General features: G+C 70.2%; 18 protein-coding genes. 11 read left to right on the top strand and 7 right to left on the bottom strand.

Annotated features, from left to right (window positions below; all coding sequences use genetic code 11):
* Position 1 precedes the first annotated feature (1 nt).
* The 3 genes from ACERZO_RS26035 to ACERZO_RS26025 form a co-directional block, all read right to left on the bottom strand.
* Complete coding sequence (locus ACERZO_RS26035) at positions 2-1,009, bottom strand: cation diffusion facilitator family transporter (RefSeq protein WP_372667390.1); 1,008 nt, start codon at positions 1,007-1,009, stop codon at positions 2-4.
* A 17-nt stretch (positions 1,010-1,026) separates the two neighbouring features.
* A complete protein-coding gene (locus tag ACERZO_RS26030; protein WP_372667389.1) occupies positions 1,027-1,488 on the bottom strand; it encodes a DUF742 domain-containing protein in 462 nt (153 codons plus the stop codon).
* A gap of 239 nt (positions 1,489-1,727) precedes the next feature.
* Complete coding sequence (locus ACERZO_RS26025) at positions 1,728-3,941, bottom strand: (Fe-S)-binding protein (RefSeq protein WP_372667388.1); 2,214 nt, start codon at positions 3,939-3,941, stop codon at positions 1,728-1,730.
* 153 nt (positions 3,942-4,094) lie between these two features.
* On the opposite strand from ACERZO_RS26025, the gene ACERZO_RS26020 reads away from it, so the two are divergent.
* Genes ACERZO_RS26020 through ACERZO_RS26005 form a run of 4 tightly spaced genes read left to right on the top strand, consistent with a single transcriptional unit; the run spans position 4,095 to position 5,915 of the window.
* Positions 4,095-4,424 (top strand): DMT family transporter, encoded by a 330-nt coding sequence (locus ACERZO_RS26020; protein ID WP_372667387.1) that lies wholly within the window; start codon positions 4,095-4,097, stop codon positions 4,422-4,424.
* Positions 4,421-4,981, top strand: a complete 561-nt coding sequence (locus tag ACERZO_RS26015) for a TetR/AcrR family transcriptional regulator (RefSeq protein ID WP_372667386.1) — start codon at positions 4,421-4,423, stop codon at positions 4,979-4,981. The genes ACERZO_RS26020 and ACERZO_RS26015 overlap by 4 nt, the downstream gene beginning before the upstream one ends.
* A 25-nt stretch (positions 4,982-5,006) precedes the next feature.
* A complete protein-coding gene (cynS, locus tag ACERZO_RS26010) occupies positions 5,007-5,453 on the top strand; it encodes a cyanase (RefSeq protein ID WP_372667385.1) in 447 nt (148 codons plus the stop codon).
* 27 nt (positions 5,454-5,480) lie between these two features.
* Positions 5,481-5,915, top strand: coding sequence for a GNAT family N-acetyltransferase (locus tag ACERZO_RS26005; protein ID WP_372667384.1), 435 nt, complete (start codon positions 5,481-5,483; stop codon positions 5,913-5,915).
* Here the strand turns inward: ACERZO_RS26005 and ACERZO_RS26000 are convergent.
* The 3 genes from ACERZO_RS26000 to ACERZO_RS25990 form a co-directional block, all read right to left on the bottom strand.
* Positions 5,893-6,063 (bottom strand): DUF397 domain-containing protein, encoded by a 171-nt coding sequence (locus ACERZO_RS26000; protein ID WP_372667383.1) that lies wholly within the window; start codon positions 6,061-6,063, stop codon positions 5,893-5,895. The two genes, ACERZO_RS26005 and ACERZO_RS26000, sit on opposite strands and share 23 nt — an antisense overlap.
* A 1-nt stretch (position 6,064) precedes the next feature.
* On the bottom strand, positions 6,065-6,904 hold the full coding sequence (locus ACERZO_RS25995) for a helix-turn-helix domain-containing protein (protein WP_372667382.1): 840 nt from the start codon (positions 6,902-6,904) through the stop codon (positions 6,065-6,067).
* A gap of 85 nt (positions 6,905-6,989) precedes the next feature.
* Positions 6,990-7,523: a YbhB/YbcL family Raf kinase inhibitor-like protein gene (locus tag ACERZO_RS25990; RefSeq protein WP_372667381.1), complete on the bottom strand. Its 534-nt coding sequence runs from the start codon at positions 7,521-7,523 to the stop codon at positions 6,990-6,992.
* A 169-nt stretch (positions 7,524-7,692) separates the two neighbouring features.
* Here ACERZO_RS25990 and ACERZO_RS25985 point away from each other — a divergent pair, with 169 nt between their 5' ends.
* The 7 genes from ACERZO_RS25985 to ACERZO_RS25955 all read left to right on the top strand — a co-directional run bounded on the left by ACERZO_RS25985 (position 7,693) and on the right by ACERZO_RS25955 (position 14,632).
* Entirely contained in the window at positions 7,693-8,463 is a 771-nt protein-coding gene (locus ACERZO_RS25985) for a DUF4097 family beta strand repeat-containing protein (protein ID WP_372667380.1), read from the top strand.
* 30 nt (positions 8,464-8,493) lie between these two features.
* Positions 8,494-8,727 carry a hypothetical protein gene (locus ACERZO_RS25980; protein ID WP_372667379.1) on the top strand — a complete coding sequence of 78 codons (234 nt, stop codon included), beginning with the start codon at positions 8,494-8,496 and terminating at the stop codon, positions 8,725-8,727.
* A 67-nt stretch (positions 8,728-8,794) separates the two neighbouring features.
* Complete coding sequence (locus ACERZO_RS25975; RefSeq protein ID WP_372667378.1) at positions 8,795-10,273, top strand: alpha/beta hydrolase; 1,479 nt, start codon at positions 8,795-8,797, stop codon at positions 10,271-10,273.
* Between the two features lie 146 nt (positions 10,274-10,419).
* Positions 10,420-12,291, top strand: coding sequence for a molecular chaperone DnaK (gene dnaK, locus ACERZO_RS25970; RefSeq protein WP_372667377.1), 1,872 nt, complete (start codon positions 10,420-10,422; stop codon positions 12,289-12,291).
* Entirely contained in the window at positions 12,288-12,995 is a 708-nt protein-coding gene (grpE, locus tag ACERZO_RS25965; RefSeq protein WP_372667376.1) for a nucleotide exchange factor GrpE, read from the top strand. Before dnaK ends, grpE begins: the two co-directional genes overlap by 4 nt.
* A gap of 30 nt (positions 12,996-13,025) precedes the next feature.
* Positions 13,026-14,201, top strand: a complete 1,176-nt coding sequence (gene dnaJ / locus ACERZO_RS25960; protein WP_372667375.1) for a molecular chaperone DnaJ — start codon at positions 13,026-13,028, stop codon at positions 14,199-14,201.
* A gap of 5 nt (positions 14,202-14,206) precedes the next feature.
* A complete protein-coding gene (locus ACERZO_RS25955; protein ID WP_372667885.1) occupies positions 14,207-14,632 on the top strand; it encodes a heat shock protein transcriptional repressor HspR in 426 nt (141 codons plus the stop codon).
* Between the two features lie 94 nt (positions 14,633-14,726).
* Here the strand turns inward: ACERZO_RS25955 and ACERZO_RS25950 are convergent, their stop codons facing one another.
* Positions 14,727-16,280, bottom strand: coding sequence for an ATP-binding cassette domain-containing protein (locus ACERZO_RS25950; RefSeq protein WP_372667374.1), 1,554 nt, complete (start codon positions 16,278-16,280; stop codon positions 14,727-14,729).
* Between the last annotated feature and the right edge of the window lie 537 nt (positions 16,281-16,817).

Raw genomic sequence — 16,817 nt, 5'->3', positions numbered from 1 at the left:
GTCACTGGTGAGGGGTGTTCCACCGCTCCGCGATGTCGCCGTAGCGCGCCAGCACGGTCGCGCGCAGCTCCGGGTCCGTCCGCGGCACCGGTTCGATGAACACCTCGGTGACGTCGTTGAACGACTCGGTCAGCTCGCCTGCGAGCCGGACGCACGCGCGTTCGAGGTCGCCGGCGGTCAGGGAGTCGTCGAAGTCGACGCGGGTGCAGACGAGGACCTGGTCGGTGCCCATCAGCATCGTCTGCAGGTCCACGACGGCCTCGATCTCCGGCGCGGAAGAGAGGTGGTCACGGACGCCGCGGACGATCTCCGGGTTGGCCTGGCGGCCGATGAGCAGGCCCCGGTTCGTCCGCCCGAGCAGGTAGGCGACGAAGGCGAGCAGCACGCCGATGACGATCGACGCGACGCCGTCCCACACCTCCGAGCCGGTGATCTGGTGCAGCCCGATGCCGGCGAACGCGACCAGCAGGCCGATCAGGGCGGCGGAGTCCTCGAACAGGACGGTCTTCGGCGTCGGGTCGTCGATCAGCCGCAGGTACGCCCAGAATGACCGGTTCTCGGCCTTCGACTCCCGGACGGTCTGGCGCACCGCCTGCACCCACGACGTGCCCTCGAGCAGGAACGCCACGGCCAGCACGATGTAGCTGAGGATCGACGTGCTCTGCGCTTCGCCGTGCCCGAGCAGCGTCGAGACGCCTTCGTAGAGCGCGAACATCGAGCCCGACGCGAAGATCGACACGGCCGCCAGCAACGACCAGAAGTAGCGCTCCTTGCCGTAGCCGAAGGGGTGCACGCGGTCGGCGGGCCGGTCGGAACGTTTCAACGCCGTCAGCAGCAGGACTTCGGTGAACGTGTCGGCCACCGAGTGCGCCGCTTCGGACAGCATCGCGCCGGAGCCGGTGATGATGCCCGCGATCAGCTTCATGACGGCGATCGCCAGGTTCACGCCGCCGGCCAGCAGGACGGTCAGCGTGCTTTCGCCACCGGAGTTCCCGTTTTCCTCGGTCACCCTGGTGAGCGTAATGGTCAGAGGCGACGCAGGCCGTGCAGCACGCGTTCCATGAGCGCCACCGCCGGGCGGCCTTCGGTGTTCACGCGCGTGTCGTGGATGGTGATCAGGCCCTGCTCGGCCATGTCGTCGAGCAGCACGCGGGCGACGCCGAGCGGCACGCTGAGCCGGGCCGCGACCTCGGCGACCGAGCGCGGGTGAAGGCACAGCGAACGCACCGAGCGGAACTCGCCGGTCAGCCGGGCGCCGTTCCAGCGCGCGCCGGTCCGGGTCGAGACGAGGGCTTCGATCGCCAGGTGCCGCCGCGACTGCGTGCGGCCGCGCGTCAGGACGTACGGGCGCACGAGCGTCCGCTGCGTGGGGAGCGTGCCCGAGGAGGGCTCCATGCGGTACTCGCCGACGGGCGGGATTTCGCGGAGAGCGTGCCGGCCGCTGGTTTCCCCGAACCCGGATTCCGTGGTCCGCAGGTCCTCGCCCATCCGCGCTGCCCCCTGATTCCGTGATCGTCGAAGTGGCCTCGCTGGCAGCGGTGGCGGCGAGGAAAGCCCAGCCTACGCCCGGTGGACAGGCTTTTGGCCAACGTTTGTTTCCACCCTGATGGGCCATTGCGGTGAATATTGTGAACGTTATTCGTGTAATCGATTTCCGTGTTTCACGGAATGAGAAACGGCCCCGGCCAGGAAGTCCTGACCGGGGCCGTGCGTTTCTGCGACGTATGTCACTCCTCCGCGAGCGACGGTGCTCCGAGGGCGATCGGCTTCGGCTCCGGCTTGCGCTTGACGGACTCGAGCAGCATCTGCGCGACGTCGACGATCTCGACCTTCTCGCTCGCGCTGCCGTCGGCCTGACGGGCCGTGAGGCCGTCGTTCAGCATGACCTTGCAGAACGGGCAGCCGGTCGCGATCTTCGACGGCGCGGTGCCGAGCGCCTCGTCGACGCGCTCGACGTTGATCCGCTTGCCGATCTTCTCTTCCATCCACATCCGCGCGCCGCCGGCGCCGCAGCACATCGACTTGTCGCCGTGCCGCGGCATCTCACGCAGCTGCGCGCCGGTCGCGCCGACCAGCTCGCGCGGCGCCTCGTACACCTTGTTGTGGCGGCCGAGGTAGCACGGGTCGTGGTAGGTGACGTCCTCGGCGACCGGCGCCACCGGCACCAGCTGCTTCTCGCGGACCAGGCGGTTCAGCAGCTGCGTGTGGTGCACGACGTCGAACTGGCCGCCCAGCTCCGGGTATTCGTTGGCGAGGGTGTTGAAGCAGTGCGCGCAGGTCACGACGACCTTGCGGGCCTTGCGCTCGCGTCCCTCGAACACCGAGTTCAGGATCTCGACGTTCTGCTGCGCCAGCATCTGGAACAGGAACTCGTTGCCGGCGCGGCGAGCCGGGTCACCGGTGCAGGACTCCTCCGAGCCGAGCACGGTGTACTTGACGCCCGCCATGTGCAGCAGCTCCGCGACCGCGCGCGTCGTCTTCTTCGCGCGGTCCTCGAACGCGCCGGCGCAGCCGACCCAGAACAGGTACTCGGTGTCGCCGAGGTCGCCGTCGAACACCGGGACCTCGAAGTCCAGGTCCTCGGTCCAGGCCAGCCGGTCCTTGGCGTTCTGGCCCCACGGGTTGCCCTTGTTCTCCAGGTTCTTGAACATGCCGTTCAGCTCGCTGGGGAACGACGACTCGATCATCACCTGGTAGCGACGCATGTCCACGATGTGGTCGACGTGCTCGATGTCGACGGGGCACTGCTCGACGCACGCGCCGCAGCTGGTGCAGGACCACAGGACGTCGGGGTCGATGACGCCGCCGTCGTCGCCGATCAGCGCCTTCTGCGACTCGGCGATCGCGAGGACGTCGATGCCCGCGTACATGTTGTCGCCGGACAGGCCCACCTCGTCGCCCGCCATGTCGCGCTTGCCGCCGGCCATCAGGTACGGCGCCTTCGCGTAGGCGTGGTCACGCAGCTGCGTGATGACCAGCTTCGGCGACAGCGGCTTGCCGGTGTTCCACGCCGGGCACTGCTCCTGGCAGCGGCCGCACTCGGTGCACGTCGAGAAGTCCAGCCAGCCCTTCCAGCTGAAGTCCTCGATCTTGCCGACGCCGAAGGTGTCCTCGTCCGGGTCGGCCTCCTCGAGGTCGAGGACCTTGCCGCCGCTCATCATCGGCTTGAGCGCGCCCAGGGCGACGCCGCCGTCGGCCTCGCGCTTGAAGTAGATGTTGAAGAACGCGCTGAAGCGGTGCCAGGCGATGCCCATCGTCATCGTGCGCGCGACGACGATCAGCCAGACCGTGGCGCTCATCAGCTTGACGAACGCGAAGACCGTGACCAGGTTCGGGCTGGCCGGCAGCAGCTGGCCGATCGGGTTCGAGACGAACGACGCCCACAGCGGTCCTTCGTGCGTGTTCAGCGCGGACTTCGCGGCGCGGACGCCGATGATGCCGATGCCCTCGATCAGGACGACGGCCTCGATGAAGTACGCCCACTTGAAGTTGGAGCCGGCGAAGCGCGACTGGCGGTCGGCGCGACGCGGGTGGTTGCGCTGGCGGATCGCCATCAGCACCAGGATGCCGACGATCGTGCCGAGCCCGAGCAGCTCCATGAGCAGCTGGAACGGCGGGAAGTCGTCGAGGATCGGCCAGCCCCACGTCGGGACGAAGACCTCGCCGTAGGCCTCGAACAGGGCGAGCGAGCCGAGCAGGAAGCCCCACATGACGAGCCAGTGGGCCGGGCCGACGCTGCGCTTGCGGTTCATCCGCGTGTGCGCGGCGAACTCCTTGATCAGCGTCTTCATGCGCGGCATGAACGGCCCGTTGCGCGTCGAGTCGGGCTGCCCGAGGCGGATCACCCGCACGAAACGGGCGATCGTCGCGGCGAACATGCCCCACGCGACGAGGCCGAGCACGACGGAGATCCCGCCGAGCGTCAGTTGCAGAGCGCCCATCGTTCGGGTGCCTTTCGTCCGGGAGAAACTGTGGTGGTGCCGGGAGACTAACCGTCCTTACTGATGAGTAACCCGTTGAGTGGCCCTAAGTCCCACCGATGTGGTGTACGTCGCTCTTTGTTTCGGGACGATCGTTCAGGTAGTTTTCACCCTATGGGTGCGTACCTTCTCCTCGCGTTGGCGATCGCCGCCGAGGTCTCCGCGACGGTCTCGCTGAAGCTCTCCCAGGGCTTCTCCAAGCTCGGGCCGTCGATCATCGTCGTGCTCGGGTACGCCGTCGCGTTCCTCGTGCTCGCGCGGGTCCTGAAGATGGGGCTGGCGGTCGGGGTCGTGTACGCGATCTGGGCCGCGGCCGGCGTCGCGCTGGTGGCGATCGTCGGGGTGGTGTTCCTGAAGGAGCCGATCAACGCGGCGATGATCGCCGGGCTGGCCCTCGTCATCGGCGGGGTCGTGCTCATCGAGATCGGGAGTGCTTCGACGTGAAACTGCAGGTCGACGGCCGCAAAGCTCGTGGTGACAAGCGGCGCGCGGAGATCATCGAGGCGACGCTGCGGGTGATCGAGCGCGACGGTGTCGCGGGCGTCACCCACCGGACGGTCGCCGCCGAGGCCGGCGTGCCGACGACGTCCACGACGTACCACTTCTCGTCCCTCGACGACCTGCTGGTCGCGACGCTCATCTCCTGCGCCCGCGACATGGCGACCGAGGTCTACTGGATGATCGACCGGGCCCGGTCACGCGGCTCGCGCGGCGCCGAGGAGGTCGCGGGCCTGCTCGCGGAGGCGCTGGGGCCGCGGCGCGGGCGGACGATGGCCGAGTACGAGCTGTACCTCCTGGCCGCGCGGAAGCCGGAGCTGCGACCGGCCGCGCGTCGCTGGCTGGACGTCCTGACGTCGATGGTCCGCCACGACGACGAAGTGGCGTTCCGGGTGTTCCTCGCGGGCATCGACGGGCTGCTCATCCAGGGCCTGATCGACGACGAGCCGCCGTCCGCCGACGAGCTTCGCCCGGTTGTCGACTACCTGCTGAAACCTCGCTGAAACACCCCGGCTCTAGCGTCGGCGCATGACGACGAAGCAGGAAGCCGCCGAAGCCGTCCTCGCCGCCAAGACGCGCCTCGGGCTCAGCTGGGCCCAGCTCGCCGAGACCCTCGACGCCCCGCTCGCGTGGACGACGTCCGCGCTGCTCGGCCAGCATCCCGTGCCGGCCGAACTGGCCGCGAAGGCCGCGCAGGTCCTGGAGCTGGACACCGACGCCGAAGCCGCGTTGCGGCTGCAGCCCACGCGCGGCGCCCTCGACGACGTGGTCCCCACCGATCCCACGATCTACCGCTTCTACGAGGTTCTGCAGGTCTACGGGCCGACGATCAAGGAGCTCATCCACGAGCAGTTCGGCGACGGGATCATGAGCGCGATCAACTTCAAGCTCGACGTCTCGCGGCGCGAAGACCCGGGAGGCGAGCGCGTCGTCGTCACCATGGACGGGAAGTTCCTCAAATATCAGTGGGGCTGAGCAAGCAGCCTGGGTTAGCTTCCGGGCATGCGGATCTTCGGTGACTACGAGCTTGACGACGACCGGGCGCGGCTGGACCTCGACGTGGTGTGGAAGTTCCTGTCCACGGAGGCCTACTGGGGGCGTTGGCGGACGCGTGCGCAGGTCGAGGCCGCGATCGACGGGTCGTGGCGCGTCGTCGGCGCCTACCGCGGTGACGAGCAGGTCGGCTTCGCCCGTGCCTTCTCCGACGGGGTGTCTTCGGCGTACCTGGCTGACGTGTTCGTCGTCGACTCCGCGCGGGGCACCGGTCTCGGTAAGGAGATCGTGCGCGAGATGATCGACAACGGGCCCGGTGCCGGGTTCCGCTGGATGCTGCACACCGCCGACGCGCACGGGCTGTACCGGCAGTTCGGCTTCGGCGAGCACACCAAGGGCCGCTACCTGGAGCGTGAAGGCGTCAACGCGGAGTCGCTGCGCTGAGGCGCAGGAAGGCGTCCCACGATCGGGTGGAGATTTCGAGCGTTCCGCCCGGGCGGTCCTTGGTGTCGCGGATCCGCACCACCTGAGCGAGCGCGACCTCCACGCATTCGGCCTCTTGCCCGCTGTAGCTCGACTTCCGCCAGGTCACGTCAGGCCTCCAGTTCGGTGATCACCCCCTCGATGAACGCGCGCGATTCATCTGCGCTCAAGGCGAGGGACGCCATGGTTTTCGCGGCCGACTTGTAGTCCGCCACCTGATCCTCATCGTAGATGTAGGCGCTCCCGCGATGCTGGTCCAAGAAGACGATCGCGGGCAGGTCCGAATACTCGAAGACGCTGAAGGAACCGTTGAGACCGGGGTGAAAGCCGCCGCCGAAGGGGACGATCCGCACCGCGAGCCTGCGTGGCAGCCCGAGCAGGTGCCGGAGCTGGTCGAGGTGGATCTCCGGGCCGCCGATCGGCTGCCGGAGCGCGCTCTCGCCGAGCAGGATGGAGCACTCAGGCGCGCGGTACTCGCGAATTGCCGCCTGGCGGATCGTGCGCACCCGCAGCCGCTGCTCCACCAGCTGCGCGGGAGAGCCGCCGTACGCCAGGATCGCCCGTGCGTAGTCGGGCGTCTGCAACAGCCCGTGCACGACCATCGGCTGCCAGCTGAAGATCGAGACCGCGGTGCGCTCGTACTCGGCCAGCGTCGTCAGGATCGCCGGCGCGTCCGGCATCTCCTTCTCCAGCCAGTTCGGCTCCCGCGCGTGCTCGGCCAGCTCGAACAGCCGGTCCCGCACGGGCACGTCCACCCGCAGCTGCCCGAGCAGGAGCGCGACCTCCTCGACCTTGGGCACTCGCAGCCCAAGCTCCCAATTGGACAGTTCCGCCGGGTGCACGCCGGTCGCCCGGGCCAGCTGGCGCAGCCCGAACCCGCGCTCCTGGCGCGTCTTCCGCAATCCGAACCCCAGCGCTCTCGACCGAGGTGTCGCTATCGGTGGTGACATGACCGCAGTGTGTCATCGACCACCGACAAAAACGGGCCCGGCTCCGTTGCCGATCCGCAACAGCGCCGGGCCCGTCGGAGAAAACTCAGCCCTTGTTCTCGTACACCGGCGTGATCACCGCGCGGGCGAGGGTGTGGCCGAACATGTTGAAGCCGAGGAACGCCGGGGTCGCGTCCTCCGGGACGTCCAGCTTGTCGACGTCCAGCGCGTGCACCGCGAAGTAGTAGCGGTGCGGGCCGTGCCCGGGCGGGGGCGCCGCGCCGAGGAACTGCTTGACGCCGCCGTCGCCCTTGAGCGTCACCGCGCCTTCCGGCAGGCCCGAGCCGTCGCCCGCGCCGGAGGGCAGCTCCGTCACCGACGGCGGGATGTTGAACACCGCCCAGTGCCAGAAACCACTGCCGGTCGGGGCGTCCGGGTCGTAGCACGTCACCGCGAAGCTCTTCGTCTCCGCCGGGAAGCCTTCCCAGGCCAGCTGCGGCGACCGGTCCTCGCCGCCGGCGCCGAAGATGCCCGAAAGGTGGGGCGTGGCGAGGGTTTCGCCGTCGGCGACGTCGTTGCTGCGGAGGGTGAAGGACGGCACGTCGGGCAGGGATTCGTACGGGCCGGGTGCTTGCGGCATGGATCCTCCTGATCACGGAACTGAGCCTGGCGCCAGGTTAGGCCCCTCGACCCACCCCCGCGTGTCAGGGACGGATCTCAGGGTTCTTTCGGGGGGTTACCCCCATGTGCGCGCACCTCACCCGGCCATAACGTTTCTCACGCAGAGGAAACAACTGAGGGGAACGACCATGGCGCGCCCGCTTCTGGCTCTGGGTGGCATCGTCCTGATCGGCGTCGGCCTGGCGACCGCGTTCGGCTGGGGCTGGGGATCGGACTTCGAGAACAGCAAGACCCTTTCGGAGACCATCCGCAGCGTGAAGCTGGAAGGCGACTCGGGTTCGGTGAAGATCCGCACCGGGACGGGACCGTCGACCGTGCGCGAAAAAGTCAACTACCACTGGCGCAGCAAGCCCGGTGACACGTTCTTCCGCGTCGACGGCGACCAGCTCGTGCTCACCGACTGCGGGAGCAACTGCTCGGTCGACTTCGAGGTCGTCGTCCCCGCCGGCGTGCCGGTGACCGGCCGGCTGGACTCGGGCGGCCTGGACGTCGCCGGGGTGGCGAGCGTGGACGTGCAGTCGGACTCCGGGCACGCGCGCGTCGAAGACGTGCCGGGCCTGGTGAAGCTGCGGCTGGAGAGCGGCGGGATCGACCTGTCGGACGTCGGCGAGGTCCAGGTGCACGCCGACTCGGGCAGCATCAAGGGCACCGGGGTGCGCGGGCCGGTCGACGTGACGGCGTCGAGCGGGAGCGTCGACTTCACGTTGGCGCAGGCGAACAACGTCAAGATCAAGGCCGACAGCGGCAGCGTCGACGTCGAGGTGCCGGGCGGGCCGTACCGCGTGATCGGCGACAGCGACAGCGGGCACCGCAGCATCGACGTCCCGACCGACGGCTCCGCGGCCAACACGCTCGACCTCACGACCGAAAGCGGCAGTGTCACGGTCCGCGCGGCCTGACCTTTTCCTTACTACGGGGGAACTTTCACCATGGGCAAGATCGAACGGCGCGTGCTGGCGGCGGCGTTGCTGGGGGCCGTCACGATGTTCGGCGTCGTGGGGTTCACGCGCGGGGAGGAGCCCGCGGCGCCGGCGCAGGGGGTGCCGGTCGCCGCGGATTCCCACTATCGAGTGACTTCCTGGGTTGGCACCCCGGCGGAAGTCGTTGTGCGGCAAGGAAATCCCGATTTCTTCCTGACTTCCTGGTCCGGCCGCCGCTCCTGAACTGTCGGGGGTCGCTGTTAGGAATGGGGTGCGCCGAAGGACGGCGTGCAGGGGGAGGAAACAAGTCATGGACGTGCGCCGGGTCGTCGCGGTCATCGCGGCGGTCGTGGTCATGGGAGTCGTGCCGGCGGTTGCTTCGGCGTCTTCTTCGCTGGTGTGGCACGCGTGTGCGACACAGCAGGAGCCAACGGCCGAGTGCGCGGCGGTCGACGTGCCGATCGACCGCTCGCGACCGGAGCTGGGGTCGGCGCGGCTCGCGCTGGCGCGGTTGCCGGCGGCCGACCGAGCCCATCGGATCGGTTCGCTGCTGGTGAACCCGGGCGGGCCGGGCGGCTCCGGCGTCGGGTTCGTGCAGTTCGGCGGGCTGGCCTCGCCGGACCTAGCGCGGCTGCGGCAGCGGTTCGACGTCGTGGGCTTCGACCCGCGCGGCGACTGGTTCAGCACGCCACGCATCACGTGCGATCCCGGGACCCTGTTCGACCCGGCGCTGGACCGGTTCCCCGCGTCCCGCCCGGGCTTCGACGCGCTGGTCGCGCACAACCGCGCGGCGGGAGAGGACTGCCTGGCCCGGACCGGGCCGCTGCTGGCGAACGCGGACACGCAGAGCGCGGCCGAGGACATCGAGACGATCCGCGCGGCGCTCGGCGAGGCCAAGATCTCGTGGCTGGGCCTGTCGTACGGCACCGAACTGGGCGCGGTCTACGCGTCGAAGCACCCCGGCCGGGTGCGCGCGATGGTGCTCGACGGCGCCGTCGACCACGCCCGGCCACTGCGTCAGGCGATCCTCGAGGAGGCCGCGGCGACCGAGGACGCGCTGGTCCGGTTCGCGGACTGGTGCCGTGGCTCGGCAGAGTGCGTCCTGCACGGCCGGGACGTCCTCCGCTTCTACGACGACGTCGTGAGCCGGGCGGCGCACGGCGCGGTGTGGGCGAGCGACCTGGGCCGCTCGGCGACGGCCGACGAGGTCTCGGCGGGCGTCTACAACTACCTCTACATCCGCGAGGAGTGGCCGGCGCTGGGCAAGGCGCTGGCCGCGGCGGGCGGCGAGTTCCCGGACGCCCGCGGGCTGACCGAGCGGAACCAGTTCGCGTCCCCGATCTACGGGGCGTACCGGGCGATCGGCTGCCACGACTTCCCGTCGCTGTTCACCGGGCCGGCCGACCTGGGACTGACGGCCGGGCTGCTCCGCGCGGTGGCGCCGCACAGCTGGCGGTACTCGGAGTTCTGGGACTTCACCAGCGGCTGCACGGGCTGGCCGGTCCCGGCGAAGAACCCACCCCAGCCCCACCCGGTCCACGGCGCCCCGCCGATCCTGGTGGTGGGCGGCGCCCACGACCCGGCGACGCCGCTGTCCTGGGCCCGCGGCCTGGCGGCGAGCATCGACGGCGCGGCCCTGCTCACCCGTACGGACGACGGTCACACGGGGCTGTTCAACTCCGCCTGCGCCCGGGAAGCCGAGGTGAACTACCTGGTGAGCGGGCTCACACCGGGTTTCCGCCAACTGTGCCGGCGAACCCGGGAACAAGAACCCGGACCGCCTCGTTAGGCTGGGTACAAAGGTTGAGCGCAGTCGACTCAAGTCCAGCTTGACGAGATGCGTGAAGGCCGGATAGAACTTGCCAGAGCCCCGCTCAAGGTGGGGACGAACGTGCAGGTCACGAACATAGCAGGCTTACACAGGAGGAAAGCACCATGGCGCGAGCGGTCGGCATCGACCTCGGCACGACCAACTCGGTCGTCGCCGTCCTTGAGGGCGGCGAGCCGACGGTCATCGCCAACTCGGAAGGCTCCCGGACCACCCCTTCGATCGTCGCCTTCGCCAAGAACGGTGAAGTGCTGACCGGTCAGCCGGCGAAGAACCAGGCCGTGACGAACGTCGACCGGACGATCCGGTCCGTGAAGCGGCACATCGGCACCGACTGGAAGACCGAGATCGACGGCAAGAACTACACGTCGCAGGAGATCAGCGCCCGGGTGCTGATGAAGCTCAAGCGTGACGCCGAGGCGTACCTGGGCGAGACCATCACCGACGCGGTGATCACCGTCCCGGCGTACTTCGAGGACGCGCAGCGGCAGGCCACCAAGGAGGCCGGGCAGATCGCCGGCCTGAACGTGCTCCGCATCGTCAACGAGCCGACCGCCGCCGCGCTGGCGTACGGCCTGGACAAGGGCGAGAAGGAGCAGACCATCCTGGTCTTCGACCTCGGTGGTGGCACTTTCGACGTCTCGCTGCTGGAGATCGGCGAGGGCGTCGTGGAGGTCCGCGCGACCTCCGGTGACAACCACCTCGGTGGTGACGACTGGGACGAGCGCATCGTCAAGTGGCTGGTCGACAAGTTCAAGGCCACGAACGGCATCGACCTGACCAAGGACAAGATGGCGCTGCAGCGCATCCGCGAGGCGGCGGAGAAGGCCAAGATCGAGCTGTCCAGCTCGAACTCGGCCGGCATCAACCTGCCGTACATCACCGTGGACGCGGACAAGAACCCGCTGTTCCTCGACGAGCAGCTTTCGCGCGCCGAGTTCCAGAAGATCACCTCGGACCTGCTCGACCGCACCAAGGCGCCGTTCAACAACGTCATCCGGGACGCGGGCATCTCCGTCGGCGACATCGACCACGTCGTGCTCGTCGGTGGTTCCACCCGCATGCCGGCCGTCGCCGAGCTGGTCAAGGAGCTGACCGGCGGCCGCGAGCCGAACAAGGGCGTGAACCCGGACGAGGTCGTCGCCGTCGGCGCCGCGCTGCAGGCCGGTGTCCTTAAGGGCGAGGTCAAGGACGTCCTGCTGCTGGACGTGACCCCGCTGTCGCTGGGCATCGAGACCAAGGGCGGCGTGTTCACCAAGCTCATCGAGCGCAACACCACGATCCCGACCAAGCGCTCGGAGATCTTCTCCACCGCGGACGACAACCAGCCGTCGGTGCAGATCCAGGTGTTCCAGGGTGAGCGCGAGATCGCCGCGCACAACAAGAAGCTCGGCATGTTCGAGCTGACCGGTCTCCCGCCCGCCCCGCGTGGCGTGCCGCAGATCGAGGTCACCTTCGACATCGACGCCAACGGCATCGTGCACGTGACCGCGAAGGACCTGGGCACGAACAAGGAGCAGTCGATGACGATCACCGGTGGCTCCGCGCTGCCGAAGGACGACATCGAGCGCATGGTCAAGGACGCCGAGGCGCACGCCGAGGAGGACAAGACCCGCCGCGAAGAGGCCGAGACCCGCAACCAGGCCGAGACGCTGGTCTACCAGACCGAGAAGTTCCTCAAGGACAACGACGACAAGCTGCCCGAGGACCTCAAGGGCAAGGTCAAGTCCGCGATCGACGAGTCGAACGAGGCGCTCAAGGGCACCGACTCGGCGAAGATCCGCGAGTCGATCGAGAAGCTGAACACCGCTTCGCAGGAGCTGGGCACGGCCCTGTACGCCAACGCGAACGCCGCTCAGCCGGGTGCCGAGGGTGCCGCGGGCGCGGGTGCGGCCGGGGACGCCGGTGCGGCCGGCGGCCAGGCCAAGGCCGATGACGTGGTGGACGCCGAGATCGTCGAAGAGGACGAGAAGAAGTGACCCACAGCTACGACGAATCCGAGAACCAGGGCCGAGGCCCCGAGGAGCCGGTGGTCGTGCGGGATCGGCGGCGGGTGGACCCCCAGACCGGGCAGGTCCGCCCGCCCGGTCCGGCCCACGCCGCGCCGGACCCCGACGAGGCGCCCGTGGAGCACGCGGGCCCCTCGCTCGGCGAGTCCATTGTGGACGAGTCGGTGTCGGTCGTCTCCGACGTCGAGAAGGAGCTGGCCGAGCGCACCGCCGACCTCCAGCGCCTGCAGGCGGAGTACGCCAACTACCGCAAGCGGGTCGAGCGCGACCGCGAGGCGGTCGTCCTCGGCGCGAAGGCGACCGTGGTGAACGATCTGCTGCCGCTGCTGGACGACCTCGAGCGGGCCGAGCAGCACGGTGACCTCACCGGCGCGTTCAAGGCGGTCGGCGACAAGCTGATCAGCGGCCTGCAGCGTGCGGGACTCGAGTCGTTCGGCACCGAGGGCGAGGCCTTCGACCCGAGCGTGCACGAGGCCGTGCAGCACAACACCTCGCCGGACGTGGCGGGCCCGACGGTCACCGTGGTCATGCGCCGCGGCTACCGCTTCGGGGACCGCGTACTGCGGGCGGCGCTGGTCGGCGTGACCGACCACGAGCCCGGTGCGGCCCCGGTGGACCCGTCCGTCGGTGGCGAGCTGCCACTCGACGGCGGAGTCGATGAACAGCACCAGTAGGAAAAACCAGGTGGGAGGAGGAGACGCCCGATGAGCGCACGGGAATGGATCGGTAAGGACTTCTACCGTGAGCTGGGCGTCTCCTCCGACGCCACGGCGGACGAGATCAAGAAGGCCTACCGCAAGCTGGCCAAGGAGAACCACCCGGACGCGAACGCCGGCAACGCGCAGGCGGAGCAGAAGTTCAAGGCGGTCTCCGAGGCCTACGGCGTGCTCTCCGACGCGAGCAAGCGCAAGGAGTACGACGAGGCGCGGCGCCTGTTCGGCGGCGGGGGCGGGTTCAACTTCCCCGGTGGCGGCGGTACCGGCGGCTTCGACATGGGCGACATCTTCGGCCAGGCCGGGGCCGGCCAGCAGGGCGGCTTCGGCGGGCTCGGCGACATCCTCGGCGGGCTGTTCGGCCGCGGCCGGACGACGGCTGGCGCGACGGCCAACCGGCCGCAGCGCGGCGCCGACGTCGAGACGGACGTCCGGATCGACTTCGTCGAGGCGGTCAAGGGCGCGACCCTGCCGTTGCGGCTGTCGAGCCCGGCGACCTGTTCGACGTGCGGCGGCAACGGCGCGAAGCCGGGCACGTCTCCGCGGACCTGCCCGACCTGTTCCGGGTCGGGGCTGGTCAGCCGCAGCCAGGGCGCCTTCGCCTTCTCCGAGCCGTGCCGCGACTGCCGCGGCCGCGGGACGATCATCGACGACCCGTGCCCGGAGTGCGGCGGCGAGGGCGTCAGCACGCGGACCCGCACGCTGACCGTCCGGATCCCGCCGGGCGTCGACGACGACCAGCGGATCCGGCTGGCGGGCCAGGGCGAGCCGGGCCGGGGTGGCGCGCAGGCGGGCGACCTGTACGTCCGGGTGCACGTGGCCCCGCACGCGCTGTTCGGCCGCAAGCCGAAGTCGCTCGACCTGACGCTCACCGTGCCGGTGGACTTCACCGAGCTGACGCTCGGCACCACGATCACGGTGCCGACGCTGGACGGCAAGGTCTCGCTCAAGGTGCCGCCGGGCACCGCGAGCGGGCGGGTGCTGCGCGTGCGCGGCAAGGGCATCGCGAAGCGCGACGGTTCGCAAGGTGACCTGCTCGTCACCCTCCAGGCGGCGATCCCCGCCAAACTGGACGACAAGGCGCGCGAGGCACTGCAGGCGTACGCCGAGGCGATGGCCGGGCACGACCCCCGGCCCGAGATCACTGAGCTGCTCGAAGGCAGGTGAGTGTGGTGTTCGGCGGGATTCCGCAGGAGGGCGACGAAGAGACGCCGGTGTTCGTCATCTCGGTGGCGGCCCAGCTTGCGGGGATGCACGCGCAGACGCTGCGCACGTACGACCGGCAGGGCCTGGTGTCGCCGGGCCGCACGGCCGGCGGCGGGCGGCGCTACTCGATGCGGGACATCGCGCTGCTGCGGGAGGTGCAACGTCTGTCGCAAGAGGACGGTGTGAACCTGGCGGGCATCAAGCGCATCATCGAGCTGGAGAACCAGGTCGACGCGCTGCGGGCCCGGCTTTCGGAGATCACGGAGGAACTGGCGGCGGCATACGCGGCGGCAGAACAGGCCGCGGCGGCGGCGCACGCGTCCTACCGGCGGGACCTGGTCCCGCTCAACCAGCAGACCGCGCTGGTGGTCTGGCGGCCCAAGCGCCGCTGACCACTGGAACGAAGAGGGCCTCCCCGGGCGACCGGGGAGGCCCTCTTGCGTGGGACGATCTGCGGGCCGGGCGGGCCCCTGCCGCCGGGCGACCTCAGAGCTCCAACCGGGGCCAGGCAGCCAGATCCGCCAGCATCCGGCGGTCGTGCGTTGCCACCACCACCGCGGCCGGGGTCGTCAGCAACGCCTCCGTCAGCTCCTCGACCAGCGTTGCCGACAGGTGGTTGGTCGGCTCGTCGAACACCAGCAAGTCCGGGCGTCCCGCCAGGCGCACCGCCAAATCCAGCCGGCGCTGCTGGCCCTGGGACATCCGGCCCACCGGCGTCCGCACCGCCTCCGCGTCGAGCAAGCCCATGGCCGAGAACGGAACTCCCTCGCGCTCGAACAGCCGGCGCGCCGTCCACTCCTCCGGCCACGCCGGGACTTCCTGCCCCACCAACGCGATCCGCGCGTCGCGAGCCCGGCGGACCGTGCCGCTCGTCGGGGTCAGCTCGCCGGTCAGGGCCGACAGGAACGTCGACTTGCCGGTGCCGTTGCCGCCCGTCACGAGCAGCCTGTCGCCGCGGGCGATGGTCAGGGTGATCGGCTTTCGGAGGCGGCCGGCCACCGATACCTCGTGCACGTCGACCAAAGGCCGGCGCGGTCCCGCGCCGAAATCGGGCCAGCGCAACGACAATGGTGGCTCCGGCACCGTCACGAGGTGTGCCTCCAGTGCCGCGCGCTCGCGGTTCAGCGCCTGGACCGCGCCGGGTGCGCGCGACTGGCGCTGGTGGCGTCCGGTGCCCTTGTCCGGCCGCCAGCCCGTGCTGAGCCGGTCGCGGGCCTGCGTCACCGCGAGCGTCAGCCGGCGGTGCGTGTCCTGCTGCTCCTCGAACTCCTGCAGCCAGCGCTCGCGGTCGCGGCGACGACCGTCCAGCCAGGCCTGGTAGCCGCCCGCATACACGCGCGGGCGGCCGTCCTGGCTGGGGTCGAGGTCGAGGTACTCCGCGGCGACGTCGGCGAGCAGCGCACGGTCGTGGCTGACCAGCGCGACGCCGCCGTCGTGCCCGCGCAGGCGGGCGGTGAGGAACGCGAGGCCGTCGGCGTCGAGGTGGTTGCCCGGCTCGTCGAGCAGCAGGAAGTCGTGCCGCGCGCCGAGCAGGCAGGCCAGGCGCACGCGGTAGCGCTGCCCCACCGAGAGCGTGCTCAGTTCGCGGGTCCGGTCGGTGCACGCGGCGAGGGCTTCGAGGGCGATGTCAACGCGGCGCTCGGCGTCCCACGCGTCGAGGCGTGTGGCCGCTTCGAGCGCCGTGGCGTAGTGGTCTTCGTCGAAGTCGAGAGCCGCCGCGTCGAGTGCGCGCAACGCTTCGTGGGACTCGCGCAGGGCTTCGGTGGTCAGCGTGCCGACGGTTTCGCCGGACCGGAACGGCAGCGCCTGCCGGGCGACGCCGACCGTGCCCGTCCGGTGGACGGTGCCGTGGTCGGGCTCCCGCAGCCCGGCGAGGACGTGCAGCAAGGTGGTCTTGCCGCGCCCGTTCTCGCCGACGATCGCCAGCCGGGACCGGGCCGACACGGTGACGCTCACGTCGTGCAGGACGCGGCGGGAGCCGAGCGTGACGCCGACGCCTTCCGCGCGCAGGTGGGCGTGTTCGGTCGCAAGGGGATTCAAAGGATGCTCCGCAGCTCTGGTGGGAGCCGGGCAGCACAAGAAGGGCCGCCCGGCGATGGCCGGAACGGCGGGCAGGGAAAAGGTTCGGTGCGCCGCCGCTAGCGGCGGTTGCGCAACCTCGCGAAGACGGCGAAGGAGAACATCATGATCGCGAGGCTAGCGCGCGGCGACGGGCGCGGCCAAGCGAATTAGGGGCGGCGGAGCGGGGCGGCTTGCGGGCAGGTGGGCGGGTGCCGGCCGAGGTGGGGTGGGCGGCCGGCGCGAGCAGGCAAGCGCGTGGCCGCGCCGGCACGGCGGCGCGCCGGGGTGGCGAACGGGCCGGTACGGCGGCGAACTCGCCAGCACGGCAGCGGGCGGCGGGGCGGCGAATGGACAGCAAGGCAGCGGGCGGCGAGGCGGCGAGGCGGCGAATGGACAGCAAGGCAGGTGGCGCGCGCGACAGCGGCGGGCGCCGCGATTGCGGCTGGGCGAAGCGGGTGGCGCGGGGCGACTGCGGCGGCCAGCCCAGCAGCGACTCGCCGCAAGCGCGACCGGCCG

Source organism: Amycolatopsis kentuckyensis (assembly GCF_041679295.1).
Classification (GTDB): Bacteria; Actinomycetota; Actinomycetes; order Mycobacteriales; family Pseudonocardiaceae; genus Amycolatopsis; species Amycolatopsis kentuckyensis_A.
The sequence above is the reverse complement of the archived record's forward strand: the minus strand, read 5'-3'. Positions and strand labels throughout refer to the sequence as shown.